This window comes from Marinobacter sp. THAF197a, assembly GCF_009363275.1.
Taxonomy (GTDB): domain Bacteria; phylum Pseudomonadota; class Gammaproteobacteria; order Pseudomonadales; family Oleiphilaceae; genus Marinobacter.
Map to the genome: position 1 here is coordinate 4,138,198 of NZ_CP045324.1, position 24,407 is coordinate 4,162,604.

22 protein-coding genes are annotated in these 24,407 nt (G+C 59.0%); 5 read left to right on the forward strand and 17 right to left on the reverse strand.

What is annotated here, in order from left to right:
- Positions 1 to 13 precede the first annotated feature (13 nt).
- A complete protein-coding gene (locus FIV08_RS19035) occupies positions 14 to 1,318 on the reverse strand; it encodes a hypothetical protein (protein ID WP_152439464.1) in 1,305 nt (434 codons plus the stop codon).
- A gap of 95 nt (positions 1,319 to 1,413) precedes the next feature.
- Complete coding sequence (locus FIV08_RS19040; RefSeq protein WP_072675930.1) at positions 1,414 to 1,782, reverse strand: MerR family transcriptional regulator; 369 nt, start codon at positions 1,780 to 1,782, stop codon at positions 1,414 to 1,416.
- A 79-nt stretch (positions 1,783 to 1,861) separates the two neighbouring features.
- On the opposite strand from FIV08_RS19040, the gene FIV08_RS19045 reads away from it, so the two are divergent.
- The gene (locus FIV08_RS19045) at positions 1,862 to 2,932 is read left to right on the forward strand and encodes an SDR family oxidoreductase (protein WP_228715456.1); all 1,071 of its coding nucleotides are present in this window, start codon (positions 1,862 to 1,864) and stop codon (positions 2,930 to 2,932) included.
- A gap of 1 nt (position 2,933) precedes the next feature.
- On the opposite strand, the gene FIV08_RS19050 is transcribed toward FIV08_RS19045, so the two are convergent.
- On the reverse strand, positions 2,934 to 4,460 hold the full coding sequence (locus tag FIV08_RS19050; protein WP_152439466.1) for a flavin-containing monooxygenase: 1,527 nt from the start codon (positions 4,458 to 4,460) through the stop codon (positions 2,934 to 2,936).
- 235 nt (positions 4,461 to 4,695) lie between these two features.
- On the opposite strand from FIV08_RS19050, the gene FIV08_RS19055 reads away from it, so the two are divergent.
- Positions 4,696 to 5,565 (forward strand): carbohydrate kinase family protein, encoded by an 870-nt coding sequence (locus FIV08_RS19055; RefSeq protein ID WP_152439467.1) that lies wholly within the window; start codon positions 4,696 to 4,698, stop codon positions 5,563 to 5,565.
- Between the two features lie 12 nt (positions 5,566 to 5,577).
- Here FIV08_RS19055 and FIV08_RS19060 read toward each other — a convergent pair whose 3' ends face one another.
- Positions 5,578 to 6,126: a YgjV family protein gene (locus FIV08_RS19060; RefSeq protein WP_152439468.1), complete on the reverse strand. Its 549-nt coding sequence runs from the start codon at positions 6,124 to 6,126 to the stop codon at positions 5,578 to 5,580.
- A 37-nt stretch (positions 6,127 to 6,163) separates the two neighbouring features.
- Complete coding sequence (locus tag FIV08_RS19065) at positions 6,164 to 7,318, reverse strand: ABC transporter substrate-binding protein (protein ID WP_152439469.1); 1,155 nt, start codon at positions 7,316 to 7,318, stop codon at positions 6,164 to 6,166.
- A gap of 189 nt (positions 7,319 to 7,507) precedes the next feature.
- Here FIV08_RS19065 and FIV08_RS19070 point away from each other — a divergent pair, with 189 nt between their 5' ends.
- A complete protein-coding gene (locus FIV08_RS19070) occupies positions 7,508 to 8,179 on the forward strand; it encodes a transglutaminase-like domain-containing protein (protein ID WP_152439470.1) in 672 nt (223 codons plus the stop codon).
- Between the two features lie 74 nt (positions 8,180 to 8,253).
- Here FIV08_RS19070 and ahpF read toward each other — a convergent pair whose 3' ends face one another.
- From ahpF to FIV08_RS19115, 9 genes are all read right to left on the reverse strand, one after another.
- Positions 8,254 to 9,819: an alkyl hydroperoxide reductase subunit F gene (ahpF, locus tag FIV08_RS19075; RefSeq protein ID WP_152439471.1), complete on the reverse strand. Its 1,566-nt coding sequence runs from the start codon at positions 9,817 to 9,819 to the stop codon at positions 8,254 to 8,256.
- A gap of 222 nt (positions 9,820 to 10,041) precedes the next feature.
- Positions 10,042 to 10,605, reverse strand: a complete 564-nt coding sequence (gene ahpC, locus FIV08_RS19080; RefSeq protein ID WP_106693248.1) for an alkyl hydroperoxide reductase subunit C — start codon at positions 10,603 to 10,605, stop codon at positions 10,042 to 10,044.
- Positions 10,606 to 10,733: 128 nt separating this feature from the next.
- Positions 10,734 to 11,951, reverse strand: coding sequence for a BCCT family transporter (locus FIV08_RS19085; RefSeq protein ID WP_152439472.1), 1,218 nt, complete (start codon positions 11,949 to 11,951; stop codon positions 10,734 to 10,736).
- A gap of 241 nt (positions 11,952 to 12,192) precedes the next feature.
- Positions 12,193 to 13,878 carry a choline dehydrogenase gene (gene betA / locus FIV08_RS19090; RefSeq protein ID WP_152439473.1) on the reverse strand — a complete coding sequence of 562 codons (1,686 nt, stop codon included), beginning with the start codon at positions 13,876 to 13,878 and terminating at the stop codon, positions 12,193 to 12,195.
- A gap of 27 nt (positions 13,879 to 13,905) precedes the next feature.
- Positions 13,906 to 15,375, reverse strand: a complete 1,470-nt coding sequence (gene betB, locus FIV08_RS19095; protein ID WP_152439474.1) for a betaine-aldehyde dehydrogenase — start codon at positions 15,373 to 15,375, stop codon at positions 13,906 to 13,908.
- A gap of 62 nt (positions 15,376 to 15,437) precedes the next feature.
- A complete protein-coding gene (gene betI / locus FIV08_RS19100; protein ID WP_061332048.1) occupies positions 15,438 to 16,031 on the reverse strand; it encodes a transcriptional regulator BetI in 594 nt (197 codons plus the stop codon).
- Between the two features lie 99 nt (positions 16,032 to 16,130).
- Positions 16,131 to 16,343: an acetyltransferase gene (locus FIV08_RS19105; RefSeq protein ID WP_152439475.1), complete on the reverse strand. Its 213-nt coding sequence runs from the start codon at positions 16,341 to 16,343 to the stop codon at positions 16,131 to 16,133.
- A 44-nt stretch (positions 16,344 to 16,387) separates the two neighbouring features.
- Positions 16,388 to 17,104: a hypothetical protein gene (locus FIV08_RS19110; protein WP_152439476.1), complete on the reverse strand. Its 717-nt coding sequence runs from the start codon at positions 17,102 to 17,104 to the stop codon at positions 16,388 to 16,390.
- Positions 17,101 to 17,595, reverse strand: coding sequence for an RNA polymerase sigma factor (locus tag FIV08_RS19115; protein WP_152439477.1), 495 nt, complete (start codon positions 17,593 to 17,595; stop codon positions 17,101 to 17,103). The genes FIV08_RS19110 and FIV08_RS19115 overlap by 4 nt, the downstream gene beginning before the upstream one ends.
- A gap of 136 nt (positions 17,596 to 17,731) precedes the next feature.
- Between FIV08_RS19115 and FIV08_RS19120 the strand changes: the two genes are divergently transcribed.
- Complete coding sequence (locus FIV08_RS19120; protein WP_152439478.1) at positions 17,732 to 19,072, forward strand: S8 family serine peptidase; 1,341 nt, start codon at positions 17,732 to 17,734, stop codon at positions 19,070 to 19,072.
- On the opposite strand, the gene FIV08_RS19125 is transcribed toward FIV08_RS19120, so the two are convergent.
- Positions 19,069 to 20,025: a surface lipoprotein assembly modifier gene (locus FIV08_RS19125; RefSeq protein WP_152439479.1), complete on the reverse strand. Its 957-nt coding sequence runs from the start codon at positions 20,023 to 20,025 to the stop codon at positions 19,069 to 19,071. The two genes, FIV08_RS19120 and FIV08_RS19125, sit on opposite strands and share 4 nt — an antisense overlap.
- Positions 20,026 to 20,091: 66 nt before the next feature.
- A complete protein-coding gene (locus FIV08_RS19130; RefSeq protein WP_152439480.1) occupies positions 20,092 to 20,598 on the reverse strand; it encodes a hypothetical protein in 507 nt (168 codons plus the stop codon).
- A gap of 184 nt (positions 20,599 to 20,782) precedes the next feature.
- On the opposite strand from FIV08_RS19130, the gene corA reads away from it, so the two are divergent.
- The gene (corA, locus tag FIV08_RS19135; RefSeq protein WP_152439481.1) at positions 20,783 to 21,853 is read left to right on the forward strand and encodes a magnesium/cobalt transporter CorA; all 1,071 of its coding nucleotides are present in this window, start codon (positions 20,783 to 20,785) and stop codon (positions 21,851 to 21,853) included.
- On the opposite strand, the gene FIV08_RS19140 is transcribed toward corA, so the two are convergent.
- On the reverse strand, positions 21,831 to 24,407 hold the full coding sequence (locus FIV08_RS19140; RefSeq protein ID WP_228715565.1) for an EAL domain-containing protein: 2,577 nt from the start codon (positions 24,405 to 24,407) through the stop codon (positions 21,831 to 21,833). The two genes, corA and FIV08_RS19140, sit on opposite strands and share 23 nt — an antisense overlap.

Sequence of the window (24,407 nt, forward strand, 5' to 3'; positions counted from 1 at the left end):
TTGAGAAAACGGATCAGGCCAGCCAGACCGTCAGGCCAGCGGCAATAGCACTGGCGGCGGACAACGCAATTAACGACAACGCCAGGCTCCACTGCAAAGACGCATCCCGGGCGCGATAACCTGTCAGCCGTTCCATGATCAGGGCATTGGCCGCAAACGGGGTGCCGAACGCCGTGATCCCCCATCCGGTGACCATGGCAAAGCCCAACCCCAGCGCGGCGCCAAGTGGCCACGCAGGCCCCAGGATACCGCCAATCAAGGTACCGGTGAGGATTGGGTTGGCACCGGCCAGCCCGGCCAGAAAGAAACTCCAGGGCACCAGTGCCGCCAGTACCGGCCACGCCCAGCCCGGCAGGCCCATATCGCCGTCCACCTGCCCCAGCACCACCGCACTGATCACCGAACCAATAAAAGCAGAACCACCCACAATAGCCAGTTCATTACTGACGTTGGCCATAGTCGGTGGTCGGGGCCTGTGGCCGCCAGCCAAGGACAGCGCCCAGCTGATGATGACCGCCGTCAGGCAGCTCAGGGTAACCGAACGGGCGTAACTGAATTCATAGACATGGCTGAACAGGAATACTCCGATACAGATACCCAGGATAATCCCGCCAAACCGTAACCAGGCTGCAGCCCCGGCGGTGTCTGCGGCTACGCCCGTTTCAGGCTGCGGTTCCGGCTCGCGCCAGAGAAAACCCGCCAGAAGCACCAGCATGGCGAACGGCAGTGAAAGGCCAATGAGCTGAGCACCGCCAAGGGTGGGCAGAAGCGTCAATGTCAGTGCTACGGAGATGGATAACGGAGACCAGATTGGTGATACGCCAAAGCCTCGGAGCACCGCCCGGGTGCTGTTGCGGGTGGCCGCCGAATCGCCGGAACGGCGGATTCGCTCGGAGATCAGGCTACCAACTACCGCCACGGAGCCGAAGTTGAGTGGTACCGACACCAGCGCCGTGCCGAACGCCAGGCTCGCATACCGGGTACCCGGCTTGCCGCTGAACAGACTGCTGGAGATTCGCTGCAGATCCCGGGAACCGGCCAATACCGACGACAACAACATCACCGACAGAATCAGCCCGGCCAAACGGGTCATGTTCCCGGCCGCCCCTTCCACCAATCCGGGGTCACGGCCAAAAGCAAAGGCCATCGCCAGCACCGCCACCGCAAAGACCGCACGAGGCACCCGGCGCATGTCCTGCCAGCCAAGACTGACCGCCAGGCTCACCGCCACCGCACCCAGAAATGCCATACCCGGCAGAGTCGCCAGAACAGCAGAGAGTAAAGCAACATAGGCTAACGCGGAGCGAAGTGGCAGCACGACCGTCTTCCCGAACAGATCAAAGGAACCTGAAAAGACGATCTATGTTAAGGAAGCTACCTTCACCGCGCTATCAGCAATTATGAGGATGGCCATCAAGCCAGCCCATGCTCCCGGGCACTGGCCTCCAGGCGAGCCTGCTCCTGTTTCAAAAGTTCTCTGACCGCCGTTAACTCGGCAATCCGGGCATCCACCAGGGCCCCCTTGCGCGCCATTACCGCCGCGCCCTGCAGACAGTCGATCCGGTCTGAACGAACGGCATCCAGCAACTCGCGGATTTCACTCAACGAAAAGCCCAGTCTCTTGAGCTGCCGTACCATCGATACGCGTGCTACTGCCTGCTCCGGATAATCCCGATAATTGTTGCCGCTGCGGCCGACCTCGCGAATCAAACCCTGCTTTTCATAGTAGCGCAACGTATCGCGGCTCACGCCAGTGCGCCGTTCCAGTTCCGATATTCTCATGCCAAGCACTCTCCCTGTTGACCCTGGAGCATACTCCATACTTTAGGCTGCGTTCGGCTCAATGAACAAGGAACGCACCATGACCATCCTGATCACCGGCGCCAACGGTTTTATTGGCAAATACCTGTGCCTCACCCTGTTGCAGCAGGGGCATGAAGTCCAGGCACTGATCCGCTCCAAATCCAGCCTGAACCAGCTCACCGGCTTTCTTCAACAACAGGGCGCCACCATGGAGCGGTTTTCCGCACTGGAAGGCGACCTCGAAAAGCCTGATCTGGGGCTGGTCGCCTTGCCGGACCGGATCGAATGCCTTGTGCACCTGGCCGCCCGGTTCGCCTGGAACCTGCCCGAGCAGGAGGCCCGGCACACCAACGTTACCGGCAGCCTCCGGGTGGCGGAGCTGGCCCGTCAACTGCGCTGCCGATTGGTGTTTATCAGTGGCTTCATGCTGGCAAACACCGGGCATCTGTCACGGCTTGGAATCAATCGGAGCCATCCGGAGCAGACTGACTGGAGCCGGGTGTACCGGCGGGCCGGTGGTTATGAGGCCAGCAAACTGGAATCCGCCTTCCGGTTGCGGGAATTCGTCGCAAGACAGGGCATGGATGCGGTCGAGGTACAGCCGGCGACCGTTGCCGGCCACTGTTCAACCGGGGAACTCGACCCGGCCCAACCGCTATATGGTTTACTGGAAAACCTCTACCACGGACGACTGGCCATGATCCCGGGGTCGCCCGAGCACTGGTTGCCTTTGATTCCGGTGGACAGCCTGGCCCAAGTGATTGCGGCAGCCTGCGTGGCCAATCATGTGCCCGACACGCTGTTGGCGCTGGACCAGAACACGCCAAACCTGGCAGCGCTTTTACAGGCAGCGGCGCACTCTCTGGGCAAGCCGGGGCCCCGCAGGCATCTTCCGATCGGCGTGATGAAAGCGTTGCTGACCATTCCGGGCCTGCCCGGCCTGCTGAAGGTTGCCCCGGAATCGCTGGCCTTTATTCAGACCTGCCGATTCGATACAACCGTGACAGAGCGATTTCTGGCACAACAGCAGGTGACTCTGCCCCCGTTCCGGCAATATCTCGAATCAAGCTGCCGTCACTACCTGAAGAGTGAGGTTGGCTCCGGGAAGCTGACAACCCACGGAGCCTGACTCAGGCCCCGAACAACGCCGAGCGCAGCGGTTTCAGGAAGCCCGCCTTCTCCGGGCTGGCCTGCTGGCTGCGCCGGCCATCAAACTCCAGGTAGCCGTCTTCGATGGGTTCGAAGCGCAGGATTTTCACATCCTGCAGGTAATTCTGGGACGCCTTCCAGGGCCCGTGAGTGCCCTGGCGCGGCAACCGGTCTTCGGCACGCTTGATGTAACCGGCATCCAGCGAGCCCAGAATGGTGTCGTTGCCCAGGCTGTTTTCCGTGTCTCGCGGCACCACCACCTGATAACCCTTGCGGTCCATATGGTTGATCAAACGGCACAGGTATTCACTGGCAATATCGGCCTTGAGGGTCCAGGAGATGTTGGTGTACCCGAAGATCATGGCGGAATTGGGCATGCCTTCCACCATCACGTTCTTGTAGATCACCTTTTCCTTCAATACCACGCCCTGGCCATCCACCGTGGGCTGGATGCCGCCCAGCATCTGAATATCCAGGCCGGTGGCCGGAATGATGATATCCGCTTCCAGCTCCTCGCCGGATTTCAGGCGAATGCCCGTGTCGGTGAAGCGTTCAATATGGTCGGTTTTGATCGAGGCAGTACCCGCCTTGATGGCATCAAACAGGTCGCCGTCTTTCACCACGCACAGGCGCTGATCCCAGGGGTTGTAGTCAGGGGTAAAGTGGCGCATATCCGCCTTGCCCTTCAACTGGCGCTTGATCACCGACAGGAACAACCGGCGCATGGCCTTCGGGCTCTTGCGGGAACGCTCGTAGAGCAGGCGCGAAATCGAGATATTTCGGGCCCGGGTCAGCCGATAGGCGGCTTTCTCCGGCAGTACCTTCTGCAGCGCCAGGGTGACCTTATCAGTCGACGGCAACGGCATCAGATAGGTGGGCGAACGCTGCAGCATGGTGACATGGGCGGCTTTTTCCGCCATGGTAGGCACCAGGGTAATCGCAGTCGCACCACTGCCAATCACCACCACTTTCTTTCCGGTGTAATCCAGGTTCTCCGGCCAGTGCTGCGGGTGCACCACCTGGCCTTTGAAGTCTTTCTCGCCGGGGAAATCAGGCTTGTAGCCCTGATCGTAGTTGTAGTAACCAGTGCAGCCCACCAGGAAGCTGGCCGTGTAGGTCTCCGCTTCGCCGGTTTTTTCGTTCTCCGCCGTCAGCTTCCAGCATTTTTCCTCACTGGACCAGTCCGCTGTCTTTACCGCCACACCGTAGCGGATGTTCCTTTCCACATCGTTTTCCCGGGCGGTGTCGGCCACGTACTGCTTGATAGAAGCACCATCGGCCAGCACCTTGCCACCGGTCCAGGGCCGGAAGTTGTAGCCAAAGGTGAACATGTCGGAATCGGAGCGAATGCCGGGGTAACGGAACAGATCCCAGGTACCGCCCAGAGACTGTCTGCGCTCCAGAATGGCGAAGCGCTTGCCGGGACATTCCCGTTTCAGATGGCAGGCCATGCCAATGCCGGAAACCCCGGCGCCAATGATCAGGACGTCATAGTGTTGCTTACCCATAACCTGCTCCCTCGGATTCGGATCCGTTTATTGTTGGTCACGTCAGTCCGATCACGATAGCCCAGCGTAGTGCACCCGGAAATTGGCCATCAAGGTCCGAAATCATGGTTGTTTGAGTCAGTCGCTGTTCGGGCATCCTCCCCCAGCTTGAACTTCAGGGTTGAGGGGCCGGAATGAGGCATGCCAGGAATCAGCCGCTTAAACTGGGTCGAATTCATCCACCGGGGCCCCCCACATGCCATCATCCATAATGATCCTTGGCGGAACGTCGCTCGATACCATCATCCACCTGAACCAACTTCCCGCACCGGTACCCCAGACCATCTGGCCTCAACGGGCATATCGAAGTGTGGGCAGCACCGGCGCCGGCAAAAGCCTGAATCTGGCCGCCCTGGGGCATCGGATAATCCTGCACACGTTGCTGGGCCGGGATGGAGAAGCAGAGACGATCCGCCAGCAATTGGCAAAGCCCGGAATACGCTTGCTTGTGGAGACCACCGACACCTCAACGGAACAACACGTCAACCTGATGACCGCCGCCGGCGAGCGCATCTCACTGTTCGTGCAGCCACCCGCCGAGCCAGAAACCGTAGACTGGCAGCCGGTGCAGAAGCGGCTGCCCGAAACCGACCTGGTAGTGGCCAACATCCTTGCTTACGTCAAACCCGCTCTGGGCTGGCTGCGCGAATCCGGCCGGCCGGTTTGGACAGACCTTCACGACTACGATGATTCGGACTCATACCATCAACCGTTCATTGACGCCGCGGACGTCATCTTCCTGGCCAGTGACAAGCTCCCGGATTACCGGCGCACCATGGAGCAGCTGATTCGAGGTGGTAAATCGTTTGTGGTTTGCACCCACGGTTCCGCCGGAGCCACCCTTCTTAGCAGCGACGGAAGATGGCTGGAGCAGGCGGCTATCAGGGTGCCTGACGTGATTGATACCAACGGTGCCGGCGATGCCTTTTTCAGCGGCTTTCTACACCGTTACCTGCAGGGCGGAAACCTGAAGACGTGCCTTCGTGCCGGGGCCATGGCCGGAGCCTTGTGCGTAACCAGCCAGGACCTTGTGAGCAACAGACTGACCCCGGAAGCACTGGCCTGAGCCACGCTGCGCTCAATCTCCAGGCCTGAAATCCGGATACTTCTTCTGCAACTGGTACAGCCGGATGATCGTAATGATGTTGGTGACCAGCACCATGCCCTCAGCCAAGGTGCCTCCAACAGAACCAATCACAATGTTATTCAGCATCCAGCAGAACGCCGCCAGCCCCAGCACAATGCGCAGTGGAATGCCCCTGAGCAGGAACATGCCGATGGTGCCCAGTACGGCCGCCGCCAGCGGGAATACATCGGTCGCAGTTCGCCAGGTCGCCCAGGCCACCAGGGCATTAACCGTCAACATCGCCGCCAAGATCGCCCAGTTGCCCTGATACTTCCTGGCCAGGGCGATGCGCACAATCACCAGCACCGTCAACGCGGCAGCGGTCCAGCTTTCAAAGAAGGCAAACATCAGGGCGAAGGCGACGTTGGCGGAGATCAGTAGCACCATCAGCCGGTCGTCGTTCTTGTTGGCGAAGCCGGCAATGCAGAAGGCCAGAGCGACCAGACCAAACAACTGGCCGAGGCTATCGGTAAGGCTGAGTGAGGTCATAAATTCCGGCATAGGAATTCCGTGTAGCCCAGAACAAGGAGGGCGGGCCCTATTGGCGAACCAGCTGGTTACCGCCACCCAGCTGGATAAGCCCGGACGAAAACTGATCCATTAATTGCTCAGCGCTGAAGTCCTGTTCTCTCAGCTGCGGATTGAGCGCCCGGCTGAATTGCCTGAAATCGAGGGCCTTCCAGTTTTCCGGCGCCAGCATTCGTTCGACCAAATGCACATTGTCGGCTGTCGCTGGCTCAAACTGGTAGCGCAAGGCCGCAGATCGCCGGCCCTCAGCAAAGTCGTAACCATGGTGGTAATCGTGAACTAGCAACAGCGCGAGGCCTCCGCCCATAAAATGGCGACCAAGGCTCACCATCAGATCACCCCGGTGAATGGCTGCCAACGCCCTGGGCTCCCAATCCACACCGCCAACAATCACATCCTCGCCGGGCGTCCGGCCAGCGTTTCTGGCGGCTTCAATGGCGCCAAGCGCCATTCCATCACTGGCATTCCAGATCGCGGTGGTTTGCGGATAGCGCCGGAACAACACCGACATTTTTTCGCTGGCCTGCTGCTCACTCCACTCAGCGAGCACCAACTGCAAGAGCTGGCCATTACCGATACTGGTGGCGTTTAGCAAACCCTCGTTTCGATCCCTGGCAGCGGAAGAATCCTGCGTTCCGGTCAACGCCACCATCGGCACCGGCTCCCCGGCCTCAACCAAACCACGCTCCACCGCCCGGCGCTCCAGCAGCCTGGCCAAGGTTCGGCCAGCCTCCACGTTGTCAGGCACCACATGGCCAATCCAGCTATCCAGCGTCTCCCTGGGCATTCCCACTGCGGCCCGTGTAGCCTCGGGCACATCCGTGTTGAAAGAGAACACTTTCACACCCTGCCCATGGGCCTGCTCCAGTATCTGAGTGGTCACCAGTTCTTTGCACATGATGATCAGATAATCGGGCTTTTCCTCAGCGGTGACGATTTGCTGAGCCATGCGTAAGTAACTGAAGCGGTTCCGGTCGGTATCGAACTGGACCTCAAGGTCAACGTCCAGATCAACCGCCACCTGCTCCATAAACCCCGCCACCATCTGCCAGAAACGGGAATCGTCTGGTGACAGGAACGCCACACTTGGTCGTGTGCCGGCATCGGCAACCCGCATAAAAGAGCAAACAATGAGACTGATCAGCAGGACTGCGCGTAATGCCATGTAATTCCCTAACCATTGGCGTTTCTGGTCGTTCAGTATAACGAACATTCCAACATACGAGCCCCGGAGAACACCAACTCGATCACAACCGGTACTGATGGTCAGCCGAATTGGCGGATAAAGTCATTGCCCATAGCTTGCTAACCGAGCGATCATCGGTCAATCATGCGCCAATGCCGGAAGATCACCATGGAAAACTACCTCAAGCCCACCGCATTCTTCGATTATGACAAGCCGGAAGTCAAAGCCTGGATTGACCAGCAACTTGAGGGTGTGCCCAATGAACCGGTAGAGCAGGTCAAGGCGTTGTACCTGGCGGTCCGTGACAGCGTCCAGTACAACCCCTATGTGTTCCAGACCGACCCAAACACCCTGTCTGCCAGCTACGCGCTGAAATCCCGCGAGAGCTACTGTATTCCCAAGGCGGTACTGCTTGGCGCCGCCGCACGCTATATAGGCATTCCCAGCCGGCTGGGCCTGGCCGACGTGCGCAATCACCTGTCCAGCCCCAAGCTGATCGAGTGGCTGCGCTCCGATATTTTCCGCATGCACGGTTTTATCGAGCTGTACCTGAACGGCCAATGGGTTAAAGCCACCCCCGCCTTTAACAAGCAGCTTTGCGCACTGATGAAGGTGGAGCCGCTGGAGTTTGATGGCGTGAACGATTCCGTGTTCCAGGAGTTCACCGAAGACGGCGAAGCCCATATGGAATACATCAACGACCACGGCGTGTTTGACGATGTGCCTTTCGACTTTATCGTTGACGGGGTGCGTTCCGCGTACGGCCATCTGTTTGAGGCCGACGGAAAACCCGCCCGCGTTGATGGCAGCCTGGAGCAGGACGTCACCAGCAACCCATAAAAAAACCGGCCACCCACTTCCCGTGGGCGCCGGTTACAGGGGTCAGCCTGAATGGTCAGGCTTGGGTGAACAACTTACTCGGCTGAATTACGGATCAGGAAGTCAAAGGCACTCAGGGCAGCCTTGGAACCCTCTCCCATGGAAATCACGATCTGCTTGTACGGCACCGTGGTGGCATCGCCGGCGGCGAACACACCGGGAATCGAGGTCTCGTTACGATCATTTACGATGATCTCACCGTGCTGGCTCAGCTCAATATCACCTTTCAGCCACTCGGTGTTCGGCACCAGGCCGATCTGCACGAACACGCCTTCCAGCTCAACGTGGTGCGCTTCACCGGTGGTGCGGTCGGTGTAGTTCAGGCCACTGACCTTACCGTCTTTACCAACCACCTCGGTGGTCTGGCCGGAGGTAATGATCTTCACGTTGTTCAGGCTGCGCAGTTTCTTCTGCAGCACGTCGTCGGCACGCATCTGCTCACCGAACTCGATCAGGGTTACGTGGCCAACAATACCGGCCAGGTCGATTGCCGCTTCCACGCCGGAGTTACCGCCACCGATCACCGCCACGCGCTTACCTTTGAACAGCGGGCCGTCGCAGTGCGGGCAGTAGGCCACACCCTTGTTGCGGTACTCTTCCTCACCCGGCACACCCATCTGGCGCCAGCGGGCACCAGTAGACAGAATCACCGTTCGGGCTTTCAGCGAACCGCCGTTTGCCAGCTTCACTTCATGCAGGCCACCGGTTTGTGCCGCCGGAATCAGCTTCTCCGCGCGCTGCATGTTCATGATGTCGACTTCGTATTCGTTAACGTGCTGTTCCATGGCCGCCACCAGCTTCGGGCCTTCGGTGTAAGGCACGGAGATCAGGTTTTCGATACCCATGGTGTCAGCTACCTGGCCACCAAATCGCTCGGCCGCAATCCCGGTGGAAATCCCCTTACGGGCGGCGTAGATGGCCGCTGCGGAACCCGCCGGGCCACCGCCAATCACCAGCACCTCAAAGGCGTCTTTCTGGTTGATCTTCTTGGCTTCTTTCTCGGCGGAGTTGGTGTCCAGCTTGGCCACAACCTCTTCCAGCGTCATCCGGCCCTGGCCCCAGGGCTGGCCGTTCAGGTACACGCTGGGAACCGCCATCACTTCACGCTGCTCGACTTCGTCCTGGAACAGGGCGCCGTCGATGGACGTGTGCTTGATGTTCGGGTTCAGCACACTCATCAGGTTAAACGCCTGGACGACATCCGGGCAGTTCTGGCAGGACAGGGAGAAATAGGTTTCGAACTCGAACTCACCGTCCAGTTCCTGGATTTGCTGAATCACTTCCTGGGAAGCTTTGGACGGGTGGCCGCCCACCTGCAACAGCGCAAGGACCAAAGAGGTAAACTCGTGGCCCATGGGAATACCGGCGAAACGCACGCCAATGTCAGTGCCCACACGGTTGATGGCAAACGACGGACGACGCACATCAGCCGAATCTTCAGTCCGCAGGCTGATTTTCTCGGACATCGGCTCGATTTCTTCCAGCAGCTGCTTCAGCTCCTGGGACTTTTTGCTGTCGTCGTAGGCTGCCACCAGCTCAATCGGCTGCTGCAGCTTTTCCATGTAGGCCTTCAACTGTCCTTTGATATTGGCGTCCAACATGTTCGGTATTCCCCTTTATGTCGTGAAACTAACTGTCTGAATTCAAAAATGAATCGTTATCTGAAGTTGCAGGTACGATAAGGGCAAGCCGGGACCTTCTCAAATTGATTGACCCAACCCATCTGATAGCTCAGACCTATACGATTCCATAAAGTCGATTGATAGATACAAAAAAGGCCCGCTGTGCGGGCCTTCTTGCAAGTTTCACCCGAAAAGGGAAACTTAGATCTTGCCAACCAGGTCCAGAGACGGAGCCAGAGTTTCTTCGCCTTCTTTCCACTTGGCCGGGCACACTTCGCCAGGATGGTTACGAACATACTGGGCAGCCTTCACCTTGCGCAGCAGGTCGTCTGCGTCACGGCCGATGCCTTCAGCAGTGATTTCCATCGCCTGGATAACGCCATCCGGATCGATCAGGAAAGTAGCGCGGTCTGCCAGGCCCTGGCCTTCACGCATCACACCGAAGTTGTTGGTGATGGTGCCGGTCTGGTCGCCTACCATGTAGTAGTTGATCTTGCCGATGGTGTCGGAAGTGTCGTGCCATGCTTTGTGGGTGAAGTGGGTGTCGGTAGACACAGAGAACACTTCCACGCCCAGCTTCTGCAGCTCTTCGTACTTGTCAGCGACATCGCCCAGTTCGGTCGGGCAAACGAAGGTGAAGTCGGCCGGGTAGAAGAAGAAAATGGCCCACTTGCCTTTCACGTCTGCTTCAGAGATTTCAACAAACTCGCCCTGCTTGAATGCGGTGGCGTTGAACGGTTTGATTTCGCTGTTAATGATACCCATCTCAGAATAACTCCTGTTGGTTCATTTGGGTTTAGTCTTGAAAACGGTGCGTAAGATACGGCTTTGGCCCACTGGGTGAAAATTGATTATTTCCAAACCCGGAATAGGCTTAAGCTATCTATGGGGCCTTATCCCGCAAGTTCAATCTTTCGGAAATCCAGAATATTTTCTTTTGGTGACGATTTGATGGCCGCCACCTCGGCCCGTTTGTTCGCCAGAATGTAGGCAAAACAGGCGAAGTAAAGGCCGATCACCAAGGCCCCAACCCACTGAATACGCAGAAAATCCAGCTGGAATAGCATGGTCAGCATCACCATAACGCCAAAATTCACGATCACGTAGTTCATTCGGCCCATACGCCGGGCGGTCAGGTTCAGGTTATCGGTGTACAGTCGAATCAGCGAGTCCAGTGAGTTCACCACCATCAGAACCCCCACCGAAATCATGGCCAGGTTGGTGAGCGCCGCAATTTTCAGCCCCTCGACATGGTAGTGGAACAGCACCGAGAACCACACACCGATGGCGATGGACGGCACCACCAGCATGGCGATCAGCAACTGCCAGGTTTTGATGCCACTGACAAAACGGGCGGTGAACTGGCCGATCATGATGCTCCAGGAGAACCACCAGAACAGGTAGAACTCATGGTAGTCGTTGATCGGCAGGGCAAATCGGTGAATGTTGGTAAAATATTCCCCCAGCATGCCCGCGGTACCGAAGAAATCCGCCGGTGAGCCCTTGCCCAGGGCAAAGGCCCGCAGCCACATGCCGGCAATCAGGGCAATAAACAACACGCTGGAACCGATACTCAGAATCCGCACATACTTGATCTTGGAGCTGGAGTACACGGCCAGGGCAATGGCCGCAAACACGATCACATAGAACGCCGGCATCACGGTTTCACCGTCGCCCAACTGCGGCAGATACCAGGGCAGGTTCACCAGCAACAGGTACGCCGTGAAGGCACAGGTACCGATGATCACCACGTTATTGATGATTTTCACCACCGGAATCTCGAAGAACTTCACCCTCGGCTCGATGATGGCGAAGTAAAAACAGGTCAGGAAATAGAAGCCCCAGATCAGGAACGCCCAGAAGCCAAACTCAATGGCCAGGGGATTGGCGAACCCGTATTCCGGGCTGGCAGACAGATCGGCATAACTGCCGAACTCCGTCAGCGGGAACATGATCAGCCCTACATCCAGGCCCGAGGTGAACAGAATGGCGATGAACGTCAGGGTGCGAACCGGCGTTACGCCAATGCACTGTACGTCCCACCATTTGTACAGAATCAGGACAATGGCGGCGAAGGTGAAGATCAGGCCTGTGGATAACCAGAGTGTCATGCGCTGAGCCTCCGGTTGGTTGTTTTCAGTTTAATGCACAGCATGGGTGTTCCTCCTCTACTTTTTAAGCGCTGCTTAATTCGAATCGGACACAAACCCCCGCGTTTTCTTCTCGTTACGGGCCAGGACTTGCCTATCTGACGCCCAGGAAACGACCAGCACAGCCGTCGCGTTGATAGGGAAATCCTGATGGTTTGCTAACCCCGGAGGCGTTGCGCCCCCGGGGCCGGGGCTTCGGGTGCTAGATCAGTACCCGTTTCGCTTGCCCCGGTCGTTGGTGTGCCTGCCACTGGTCATCCATATGGACCGGCACATCCTCAGGTTGCAGGGGCTCCTTGCCCCGGATCAGGTCGGCTGCCCGCTCGGCCACCATGATGGTGGGCGCATTCAGGTTGCCATTGGGTATGGTCGGGAAGATGGACGAATCCACTACCCGCAAATTATTGAGCCCGTGTACACGAGTGTCTGGCCCGACTACCGCCATTGCGTCGGTACCCATCTTGCACGAACAGGACGGATGGTAGGCGCTCTCCACCGCCTGGCGCACAAAGGCATCGATTTCGTCATCGCTCTGGACAGCCACGCCGGGCTGAATTTCCGCACCCCGGTAATCGTCCATGGCGGGCTGGTTGATGATCTCGCGGGTCAGGCGCACGCAGTCCCGGAAACCCTCCCGGTCGGCTTCGTGCTCCAGATAATTAAAGCGAATGGTCGGTGCCTGTCTTGGATCGGCGGATTGAACCCGAACATAGCCCCGGCTTTTCGGCTTGTTGTGGCCGATGTGCAGCTGGAAGCCGTCGCCATCAAAGGCTTCCTTACCGTCGTAGCGCATGGCCGCCGGCAGGAAGTGGTATTGCAGGTCCGGCCACTCGACACCCGCCTTGGAGCGGATAAAACCGCAGGACTCGAAGTGGTTGGTGGCGCCCAGCCCGTCTTTGCGCAAAATCCAGCGCACGCCGATCTTGAGCTTGTTCCACCAGTCCAGTTTGCCGTTGAGCGACACCGGCTGTTTGCAGCGGAACTGGAAGTAGAATTCCAGGTGATCCTGCAGGTTCTCACCCACGCCGGGCAGCTCGTGCTTGACCTCAATACCGGCCTGTTCCAGCACCTCTCGTTTGCCGATGCCGGACAACTGCAGCAGATGGGGTGAACCTATGGAACCGGCAGACAAAATCACTTCCTCAGCGGCATTGGCCTCGTGCATCTTGCCGCCCTGCTCGTAACGCACACCGGTGGCGGTTTTGCCCTCAAGAAGGACCTTATGGACCAGGGCGTGGGTCACCACCGTCAGGTTCGGTCGCGCCATGGCCGGGCGCAGGTAGGCGTTGGCGGTGGACCAGCGGCGACCGTTCTTCACGGTCATGTGCATGGCACCGAAGCCTTCCTGCTGGGCGCCGTTGTAATCCGCCGTTTCCAGGTAGCCGGCATCCACACCCGCCTTGATGAACGCCTTGTACAGCGGGTTACGCATGTTGTTGCCGTTGTTGACCCCCAGCGGGCCGGTGTCGCCCCGGTAGTCATCGCCGCCAAAGGCCCAGGTCTCCGCCTTTTTGAAATACGGCAGTACGTTCTGGTAATGCCAGCCTGTGGCACCCTCGGAATCCCATTCGTCAAAATCCCGGGCGTGGCCACGCACATACACCATGCCGTTGATGGACGAGGAGCCACCGAGCACCTTGCCCCGGGGGCAGTGCATGCGGCGGTTATCCAGATACGGCTCCGGCTCGGTCTCGAACTGCCAGGCGTACTTCCTGGTGTTCATGGGAATGGACAGGGCCGTGGGCATCTGGATGAAGATGCTTTTGTCGCTGCCGCCGGTTTCCAGCAGCAGCACCTTGTGGCGGGCGTCTTCGGTGAGGCGGTTGGCCAGCACACAGCCGGCCGAGCCCGCGCCCACAATGATGTAGTCGTATCGGTTTTCTGTCATACGCGCTCTCCTCTGTGGCCTGTGGGCTTAAAACGGGGCGTCGAGGTCGTTCATTCCCACATACACCGATTTGATCTGGGTATAGTGGGCAATGGTCTCGCGCCCGTTTTCCCGGCCAATGCCGGAGAGTTTGTAGCCGCCTACCGGCATTTCCGCCGGCGAGGCGCCGTAGCTGTTAATCCAGCAAATACCGGCCTGGATCTGGTGAATCACCCGGTGCGCCCGGCGGATGTCGTTGGTGAACACCCCGGCAGCCAGACCGGTATCGGTATTATTGGCCCGGGCAATCACCTCGTCTTCGTCGCGGAAGGTCAGCACGGACATGACCGGCCCGAAGATTTCTTCCCGCACGATGGTCATGTCATCGGTGCAGTCGGTGAAAATGGTGGGCTCTACGAAGTAGCCGCCTTTGGCATCCTCCGGCTCAAACGCCCGGCCCCCGTGGCTGAGCGTGGCACCTTCTGCGATGCCTTTACCGATGTAGCCCATAACCAGATCCTGATGCTTTTTGGAGATCAGGGCACCGAAGTTGGTGGCCGGGTTCATCGGGTCACCGGCTTTGATGTTCTTGCGGGTGCGTTCCAACAGCCGTTCAATAAAGCGCGGGTAGATGTCTTCGTGCACAAACACCCGGGTGCCGTTGGTGCAGATTTCGCCCTGGGTGTAGAAGTTGCCCACCATGGCTGCAGAGATGGCGTTCTCCAGATCCGCATCGTCAAAGATGATCAGCGGGGATTTGCCACCCAGCTCCATGGTCACGTCTTTCAGGGACGAAGCAGACGCCGCCATCACCTTCTTGCCGGTGGCCACTTCGCCGGTGAACGATACCTTGGCGATCTCCGGATGATGGGTCAGCCACTGGCCCACCTCGGCCGCGCCCTGCACCACGTTGAACACACCCGCTGGCACGCCGGCCTCGATGAAGGTTTCCGCCAGCTTCACTGCGCCCATGGGTGTTTCTTCCGACGGCTTGAAGATCATGGCGTTGCCACAGGCCAGGGCCGGCGCGGACTTCCAGCAGGCAATCTGGATCGGGTAGTTCCAGGCGCCAATACCGGCACAGATCCCCAGCGGCTCCCGACGGGTGTAGTAAAAATCACCGCCCAGGTCTTGCTGATTGCCCTCGATGGACGGCGCCAGGCCGGTAAAGAACTCGATGGCATCGGCACCGGTCACCACATCCACCGCTTCCGCTTCCTGCCAGGGTTTGCCGGTGTCGCGTACTTCCACCGCTGCCAGTTCGTCATTGCGCTCGCGCAGCAGCGCTACCGCTTTCAGCAGAATCCGGCTGCGCTCGATAGCCGGGGTGGCCGCCCACTGGGCAAAGCCGGCGCGGGCACTTTCAATGGCGGCCTGCTGCACCGCCTCATCCGCTACTTCCACCTGGTAGATCACCTGGCCGGTGGCCGGATTCACCACCGGGAAGGTCTCACCGGAACGGTTGGCCAGAAACCGGCCGTGGACAAAGTTCTGAACAACAGGAACAGATGCAGACATAAGCGGTTGGTAACCTCAATTCGGTGTCTTCAGGCCTTGTGGGCCATGGAATTCGCGTTGGCTCAGGCGCTTGCCCGGGCCAGTGTCTCGTGAACAAACTGCTTGCAAAGCCGCTCGCCGGCTTCAAAGCTTTCGGCCGGGTCCAGGCTCAGGGCGCTGCGCAGCCAGAAGCCGTCAATCATCGCTGCGGTTTGCCGGGCCGCTTCCGTGGCCTGCTCCGGCGGCAACACCTGGGCAAACGAGTAGCGCAGGTTGCTGTACAGCCGGGCGTTGTTGATCTGCTGCAGCCGCTTCAGCCCCGGCTCGTGCATTGAACGGGCCCAGAAGCTGAGCCAGGTTTTCGCCGCCAGCGCCGAACGCTGGAACTCGGAAAAGTTGGACTCAATGATGCAATCCAGCCGCTGGGCCGGGGAGCGATCGGTTTTCGCCATGCGCTCCCGCAGCTCCTTGCCGAGCTGGTCCAGCAGATAACGCAAGGCCGCCTCGATCAGCCCCTGCTTGCCCCCGAAGTAGTGGCTGATAATCCCGGAGGACATCCCCGCCCGCTTGCTGATGCTGACAATGGTGGTGTTCTGCATCCCCAGCTCGGCGATGGACTCCATGGTGGCGTCTATCAACTGTTGGCGACGGGTGTCTTTGATTCCGACTTTTGGCATGGCAGGCGTGCGCTTTTCCGTATCTTTTCGTTAATTGAACGTTCAATTAATAAAAAGGTTACAGAAATGAGAGGAAGGATTCAAATATTCCGTTTCCGGCTACGGTTTCAGGCGGTAATCCGGATCGGTCCAGCACTTGGGCAATGCCTCGCCCGAGGGGAATGCCAGATCACTTTTCTCATAGAATTCCGGATCCTGGGCTTCCTCCCCGTAGTGCATACTGCCCTTGATCCGGCTTTTATGAGGGTTGAACAACGCCTGGGTATCCAGCACTTCAATCAAGTGCCCGGTGGATCTCTCTGCCACAAACATAACGGCCTCCTTTGTCTACCAAAAGCTTAGACCATTGGCAGGGCTCAGGGGTTGTCCCAGCCATCTTGCAGCAGCTGTTGCTCGTCTTGCGGGCTCAGTGCAGGCCCAGCCATCAGTTGATCCAGGGTATCGTCCATGGCCTGACCACCACTGGCTGTCTGGTAGGTTTGGCCGGGCTGGTGCGGTTCAACCTTGGCGCGGGCCACGGCCTGCCAGGTGCCGCCAGCATCCCGGCAAGCAACGTTTTCAGAAGATGCCCCTGGTTGGTCAACGCGGAACTGACGGCACCAGTCGCCAGCCTGGTTCCGGAAGGTCAGTCTCGGCATAACGGTGGCATCGGAATTAACCTCATAGGCCTGACCGCTGGGCTGCTGCTCCAAAGCCTGGGCGATGGACGGCCATGCGGGATCGTCCACCGCCGGTGAGCCCAGCCACTGGGTCATGGCAAAGCCGGCCACAAACGCCGCAGCCACAGCTTTTCCGGAATGTTCCTTCAGCCGGCGCCACCAGGGAAAGGCCACCACGTTGTCCGGGCGGTTCTCGGGGGCGGCCTGCGCCAGCATGCGGGTTACGGCATCCGGCATGGGCTGTTGATCAATGGCCCCGTAATGCCGCTGCAACTCGGCATCCACCGAGGCCAGTTCCGCCAGCCGGTCCGCCAGTGCCGGGTCCAGGGCGATCTGATTGCGCACCGCGTTCATTTCCGGCTCGCTCAGTTCGTTATCGAGAAACGCGGACAGTACTTCGTCTGTGATGTTCATGATTCGGTCCTCATACCCGCCGCCGGCGCCAATGCCTCACTTAACGCGGCCCTTGCCCGTGCCAGGCGGCTCATGACGGTGCCCTTGGGGACTTCCAGAATATCGGCCACCGCCTTGTAGGGCAGGCCCTGAATGGCCACCAGTGAGATAATCTGGCGCTGGTCCTGGGGCAGCTCCGCCATGGCCGCATCTACCCTGCTCCATTCGATCTGCTGGGTGGTGTGGTGTTCGCCGTTGACCACCTGGCCATCCGACAGTTCCGGCTTTTCGGCCGCTTCCCGGCGAACCTTTCTGGCCCGGCATTCGTCTATCCACACATTACGGCACACCCGGAACGCCCATTTGGTGAGATCTGCGTCATCCGGCCGGTCCCGTGCCAGCAACCGTTCCACCGTGCTCTGTAGCAGGTCATCGGCATCCGGCATCGAGCCGGTCAGCGAATAGGCAAATCGCCGCAGCCCGGGTAACAGTTCAGTCAATTCCTGTTGCATGGCATTGTCTTTTAGTGAGTGTTATCAGTAGAACGGCTCAGGCCGAACGTTATTCCCGGCCCGAGGGAATTTTTTTCACCGCCGGCCGTTAAATAACCAGAAAGCCCTACACCCTTTGCTCAACCGGAAGGCGTTTATGAAATTCGATTCCACCCTTGGCCTGATCAGCGTGCTTACCCTGTGTTCCGTGTCTACCATGGCGCTGGCCATTGGCAGCCAGGCACTGGACCGGCAACTGGACTCTGTGTCCCGCCAGGTAGAGCAGAAAACCGAGCGGGCCATTGAACGCTCCATGGGCCGCCGGCTGGACGCCGTGGAACAGCGCATTGAATCCCGCGTTGAACAGGCCAGGGGCCAGCTGCCCCGGTTACCGCGCTCTCTCCCTATTCACACGCAGCAAGGCGGCAAAGCGTTCAATGATGTAATGCTGGATGACGGCTTCCGGGCCGTGGAGCGCCAGTGGCTGGCCACCGGCACCGCCGCTGAAGTCGCCGAACTGGACCGCCCCGGCATCACCATTCTGGAGCGCCGGGAACTGTCAGGCCTGGGCATGATTCTGGTGCGGTTTCGGGTAGCCCCGGCACTGGACTCCCTGGACGCCCTGCAATCGGAGCTACCGGGGCTGGCAGAGCAGCTGGACCGGAACCACATTTATGCGCCACAAAGTGACAATGCCCCCGAAAGCAGCGATGCGGCCCTGCCCCAGTGGCAAAGCCTGTGCTCCGCACCAGTGCGGGTAGGCATGGTGGATACCGCCATTGCGCTGGACCACCCGATGTTTGAAGGCGCACAGATTGTTCAGGAAAGCTTTCTGGAACTGGCAGAGGCAAAGGGCGAACTTGCCGCTCCCACTGCCCACGGTACGGCAGTCGCCAGCCTGATGATCGGCCGCCAGGCGCCGCATTGGCCGGCGCGATTACCGGGGGCCACGCTGTTCAATGCCTCGGTGTTCTACGGGCGTGATCAGGCGCTGTCCGGGGCTACGCTGGGGCACTTGCTGGATGGCCTGAGCTGGCTGGCCGCCCAGGAGGTTTCAGTGATCAATATCAGCCTGACCGGGCCGGACAACCGGCTGTTGAAAACAGCCATCGAACGGCTGAATGATCGGGGAATCGGTTTGATTGCCGCTGTCGGCAACGAGGGGCCAGCAGCAGCCCCACTTTACCCGGCAGCCTATGGGCCGGTGATCGGTGTCACGGCCGTGAATGGCTCTGGTGAACTATACCGCTGGGCCAACCAGGGCGAGCAGGTGCAATTCGCCGCCCCCGGTGTTGCGGTACCGGTAGCCATACCCGAGGGTAACATGGCGCTGGACAGCGGCACGTCTCTGGCTGCCCCGGTGGTGGCCTCGGCACTGGCCTGCGAGCTCAGCCGGGTTGATTTGCCCGGGGCCATAGAGGCATTGACGAGCAATGCACAGGACCTCGGCGAACCGGGCCGCGATACCCGGTTCGGCCATGGCCTGCTGGATTACTAGAAGCCTGCGCGCAGCGACACGCCCGCCACAAACCGGTCGTAATCCGCAGAATCGATGGTGGAGGTGTAGTGGCCGTAGGACAGCTTCGGCTCCAGGCTAAACACCTCATTCAGGCCCAGCCGCCAGCTGGCTTCCACCACCCGGGCCTTGTCCACCCGCTGGCTGGTTCGCTCTTCCAGATCCCGGGTCAGAAAATCGTTCAACCCCCGGCCGGTCTCTTCCGTGATCACCACCTCATCGTATTCCTGGTCTTCGTAACGCCAACTCAAGCGAAAACGGCTGTCCTGACCACCGACGGTAAACCGGTGTACCAACGCCAGCCGCAACCGGAGCAACTGGTTGTCGTAGGCATCCGAGCGGGCATCTTCGTCGTCCAGATCAACCCCGAACACCAGGTTGCTCCGGGCCTGATTGAAAAAGAAGAACGCATCGAAACTGCCACCCCGGATGTCCGAATCCCGAGCCGTACCGTCGTTAAAATCTTTCGATTTGTCCTGAACACTGGCCAGCAGGTACACGTTCTCGCCAATCAGGCTGCCGAGATACAGGCTGGTGCGCCGGAAATCCAGGAACCGCTCAGAATCCAGGGTAGCGTAGGAATAGTGATGGCTGGCACCCACAGTGACCGGATCAAAATCGTAGCTCAGGTCTGCCGAGAGCAGGTGAATGTCCTGATCAAACTGGTCCAGATTGTGATACCGGCGCCCGGACAGGTCGTATCCCAGGGTCAGGTTCAGCGCTTCTGTGGGTTTCAGAATGCCTTCCAGCCCGGCATCAAACACCCAGGCTTCGTCACTCTGATCGGACGAGGCGTTCAGTTCGTCTACCGTCACGTTGCTGTCGTGTTCCAGGCCGCCAGCCAGGTACCCGTTCACTTCGGAATCCGCTTGTACCGCCGGCACCGCAAGCCCCAGCGTTACCAACCAGATCGACATTCGTTGAATGTTACGCATGTCTGCTCCTTGGTTCGCTCACAAACAAAGGCCGGGCACAGGGCCCGGCCATGGTCGGATGAGTGATTATTGACCACCGTTGCGGGCAGAACCCTGCACAGCACCCCGCACAGTGCTCTGTACCTCGCCACGGACCGTGTCAGAAACAGACGTTCCAATCTGCTTGTTGGTTTCAGCACGAATCTCGGCATTTCGGGCCTCATTCACCCTTTCACGGGCCTGCTCACGGCGCTGGGCCGCGCTGTCCACGGCCGCTTCACCCTGGGCCCGGGCAGTGCCGCTGACCCGCTCACCAACTTCAGCGCCCAAGGTGGCCGCTTGGCTGGCACTTTCACGAGCCTCCGTGCTTACTGCCTCACCGTGGTCGGCGGCTTCGTCACGGGCCGCATCGCCATCAACCTGAGCCTGCGCATTGGCTGAGCCGCTGCCCTGAGCCGACGCACCATCACGGGCACTGGCCTGGGCGCTCATGTTGGCCTCAGCCTCCACGTTCGCATTGGCGGCACCTTGCTGGGCGAACACGCCGGTGGAAACCAAAGAACAGATTGCGAGTGTCAGTACATGCTTTTTCATGGAAACATCCTCCTGTGTTTTGCCCTTTCGGGTTGCTTTCATCAGGAAGACGGGTGGGCCGCGAATCTATTCCAAAAAATTGACCATTGATGCATTAACATTGAGTAACCAACGGTTTTTACGCTGTTTTTCCTGGCTTTGTGCTACGTTTTAAGCTGAACCGTTACCGCAGGATACGCTTTACATGGCCTACTTCAGCAAGCACTACCATGCGCCCGGCACCGCCCCTGGCACCCTGGTCTCCACTGACTCCGACCATAAGATGTCCATTCACCTGATGGACTACTCGGGTGATCATGTTGAAGAACAACGGCTGGCCACAGCGGAGGAGTGCCAGGACTACCTGGAGCGGGACTCCAAAACCTGGATTCAGGTCAACGGACCGGTTGATGCCAACACGCTGCGGGCCCTGGGCGATATGTTCGATCTGCACGACCTGGCTCTGGAAGATGTACTCAACAGTGGCCAACGGCCCAAAATGGAACTGTATGACGACCAGGTGTTCCTCATCGCCGCCATGCCGATGTTTGATGGCGACCGGCTGGAAGTGGTCCAGGTCAGCCTGTTCGCAGGTCCTGGTTACCTGATCTGCCTGTGCCCACTGGAAGAAGACCCCTTCGAGCCGGTTCGCAAACGCATTCGCCAGCCCAATAACCGCCGGTTTACCTCCCGGGGCATCGACTACCTGCTTTACGCCATGCTGGACCTGATTACCGACTCCGCGTTCCCGGTGCTGGAAACCTTTGGCGACAAGCTGGAGGAGATGGAAATCGACCTGCTGGAGCACCCCCGCAAACAGACCCTCACGGCCCTGCACCACCTCAAGCGGGAGCTGCTGATGCTCAGGCGGGTTCTCTGGCCCCAGAGGGAAGCACTCACCACCCTGATGCGCATGGAAAATTCATTGATACACCAGGACATCCTGATTTACTTCCGGGATTGCCAAGATCACAGCATCCAGATTATTGAACTGCTGGAAAGCTTCCGGGACATGGCCACCAGCATGCTGGATATCTATCTCTCCAGCATCAGCCAGAAAACCAACGACACCATGCGGGTACTGACCATCATCGCCACCATCTTCATCCCGCTGACGTTTATTGTGGGCGTGTACGGCATGAACTTTGAGCACCCGGAAAGCCCCTGGGCCATGCCGGAGCTGGGCTGGTACTACGGCTACCCGATGGTGTGGGGGCTGATCATTGCCGTTACCGCTGGCCTGATCTGGTTCTTCAAACGGCGGCATTGGATGTAAGCAGCCAGTCTTTTATCGACTCCAGCGGGGCTGGCCGGCATAGCCAGAAGCCCTGCAACATATCGGCCCCCAGGGTTGCCAACAGTTGGGCGGAGGCCTCGTCTTCCACGCCTTCCGCCACCACCAGAAAACCCAGGCTGCGGCCCATGGTGATGGCGGTTTCAGCGATCGTTCGTGAGCTGTCACTGGTACAGATATCCTGCAGCAGTGACCGGTCCAACTTGATTTCATTGGCCGGCAGGCGCTTGAGGTACGATAACGACGAATAGCCGGCCCCGAAATCATCGATGGACACCTTCAGGCCAGAACTGGCAAGCCGTTCCAGCGCCTGCAAACCTTTTTCGGGGTCGTCCATCGCTGCTGTTTCCGTAAGCTCCACGATGACATCGCCGGCCTGCAAGCCATAGGTCTCCAGGGCCGTAGCAAACAGTTCATCCAGGCCTGGAGACAGCAGGTCCCGGGCCGAAATATTGACCGACATGGTCAGCCCCGGACATACGCTTTGCAGCGACTTGAGGTCTGCCAGGGCCTGGTTAACAACCCACCGGGTAAGGTGTTTGATGACCCCGGTCTTCTCCGCCAGCGGTATAAACTCATCCGGCGGCACCCAGCCACGCTCAGGATGAAACCAGCGCATCAATGCCTCAACGCCGACCACCTCACCCGTGGAAAGGCGAGTCTTTGGTTGGTAATACAGCTCGGTTTGCCGGTTCTGAATGGCCTCTCGCAGGTGCGAAATCAACGTCAGCCGGCTTTCATCGTAGATGTCGTACTTGCCGGAATAGAACCCCGTCTCGAATGAGCCCCGGGGCGTCATCTCCATCGCCACGTGGGCATTGCGGATCAGCACACTGGCCTTTTTACCATGATCGGGGAAGCTGGCGGCGCCGTATTTCAGGTGCGGATCAATCGCCAGGTGATCCAGTGCTATCGGTTGCGCCAGTTGCTTGAGGGCGCTGTCCAATGCCCCAAAATCATCACCCGCCTTGCGGGCATCCACAAGCAGGCCAAAGCTGTCTCCGGAAATCTGATACACACGCTCAGTCCTGCCCAGGCTATCCTGGGTGGCATGCACCATCGGTAACTGCCCTGCCAGCATGGTCATCTGTTCTGCCAGCCGCTTAAGCAGCCGCTCACTTCGCTCAAGGCCCAGGGTCCGGTTAATCTCCTCCAGGCCGGTTACCCGAGCCACACCCACCATGTACGAACCACCCGGGTTCAGTTTCAGCTGTTCGTCTACCATCCATTCAAAGCGATTTCGGTTCGGCAGGCCGGTGGCCGGGTCATGGGTCATGGCGTAAGTCAGGCGGTCCTGGGCATCACGGCGCGCCTTTTCCTGGCGCAGAATATCGGCCTGGGCCTGAATCTTCTGCTCCCGTTCCCGGTACAAGCGGTCCGCCAGGGCCAGGGTAAGAATAAACGCCTCCAGCCCCGAACCAATCTGCATGGCGTAATTGGTAAAGAAGTTCTCAGGAAACACCCCCAAAGCCCGACCTGCCGTGGCCATGACACCCACGGTCAACGGAGACCATGCGACGGTAAAGAATATGCCGGCCCGAACCCCGGCGGCCCAGCTCACGGGCCCGGCAATCATCAACAGGGAAAAGAATACAAACGCCGAGACAGCCGCCAGCAGTATCCCCGTTTTGTAGTCCAGAAACGGTACCGCCAGAAAGTACAGAACCTCGAAGATCAGCATCCCGATCAAAGCGGCCCGGAGCCGGGGGCTGTGGGAACGCACCCGAAGGAATTCCATACAGAACAAGATTGAGAACATCGCCAGGAACGGGATGGACAGCATCAGCACCTGGGCATGGACCGCCGGAAACGAAGGGTAGATGTGCTGAAAGCTGAAGCCGCGGATCGACGCGAAAAACACCAGGTAACCGAAGATCGCCAGGCAGTAATACAGATAGAGCTTTTCCCGCAGAGTAAGAAACACCGCGAGGTTGATCAGAATGATCACGGTGAGGCTGCCAAAATAGAAAAACTGCAGCTTTTGCTCGGCCCCGGCGGATTCGTAGAACTGATTCTCACGCCAGAGACTGAACGGCAACACCATGGTGCCTTCAGTGGCAACCCGGATATAGAGGGTCTTTGCCTCTTGCGGGGCAAGCTGGAAACGCAGCAGGCTGTTGGGGTGGTCGACGTCACGGGGGTAAAACGGCCGGCGATCTCCGGTCTGGAATGTTCGAACCAACGCACCTTCGGCGATGACATGGAAGGTTACGTCGTCGAGTTGGGAGTATCCGAGTTCGGCAATGAGGCTGAGGCTGTCTGGGGTATGGTTAACAATCGGAACCCGCAACCAGTAGGCAGACTCGGTAATACCCAGGGTTGCCCGGCCGTTGGCCTGAACCTGCCATGCGGCATCGGGCAGCGCCCGGATTTCATCCAACGTGGCGCGGGCGCTGGTGTCCTCCCAGTATTGAAACTGATGGCCGATGGCGGCGCCGGGCATGATGGTTACCGGCTCCATAGCTGCAGTGCTGATCGGCCAAACGATCAGGAACAGCACCAAACCCAGTATCCGCCATGCCTTGCAAGGGATCAC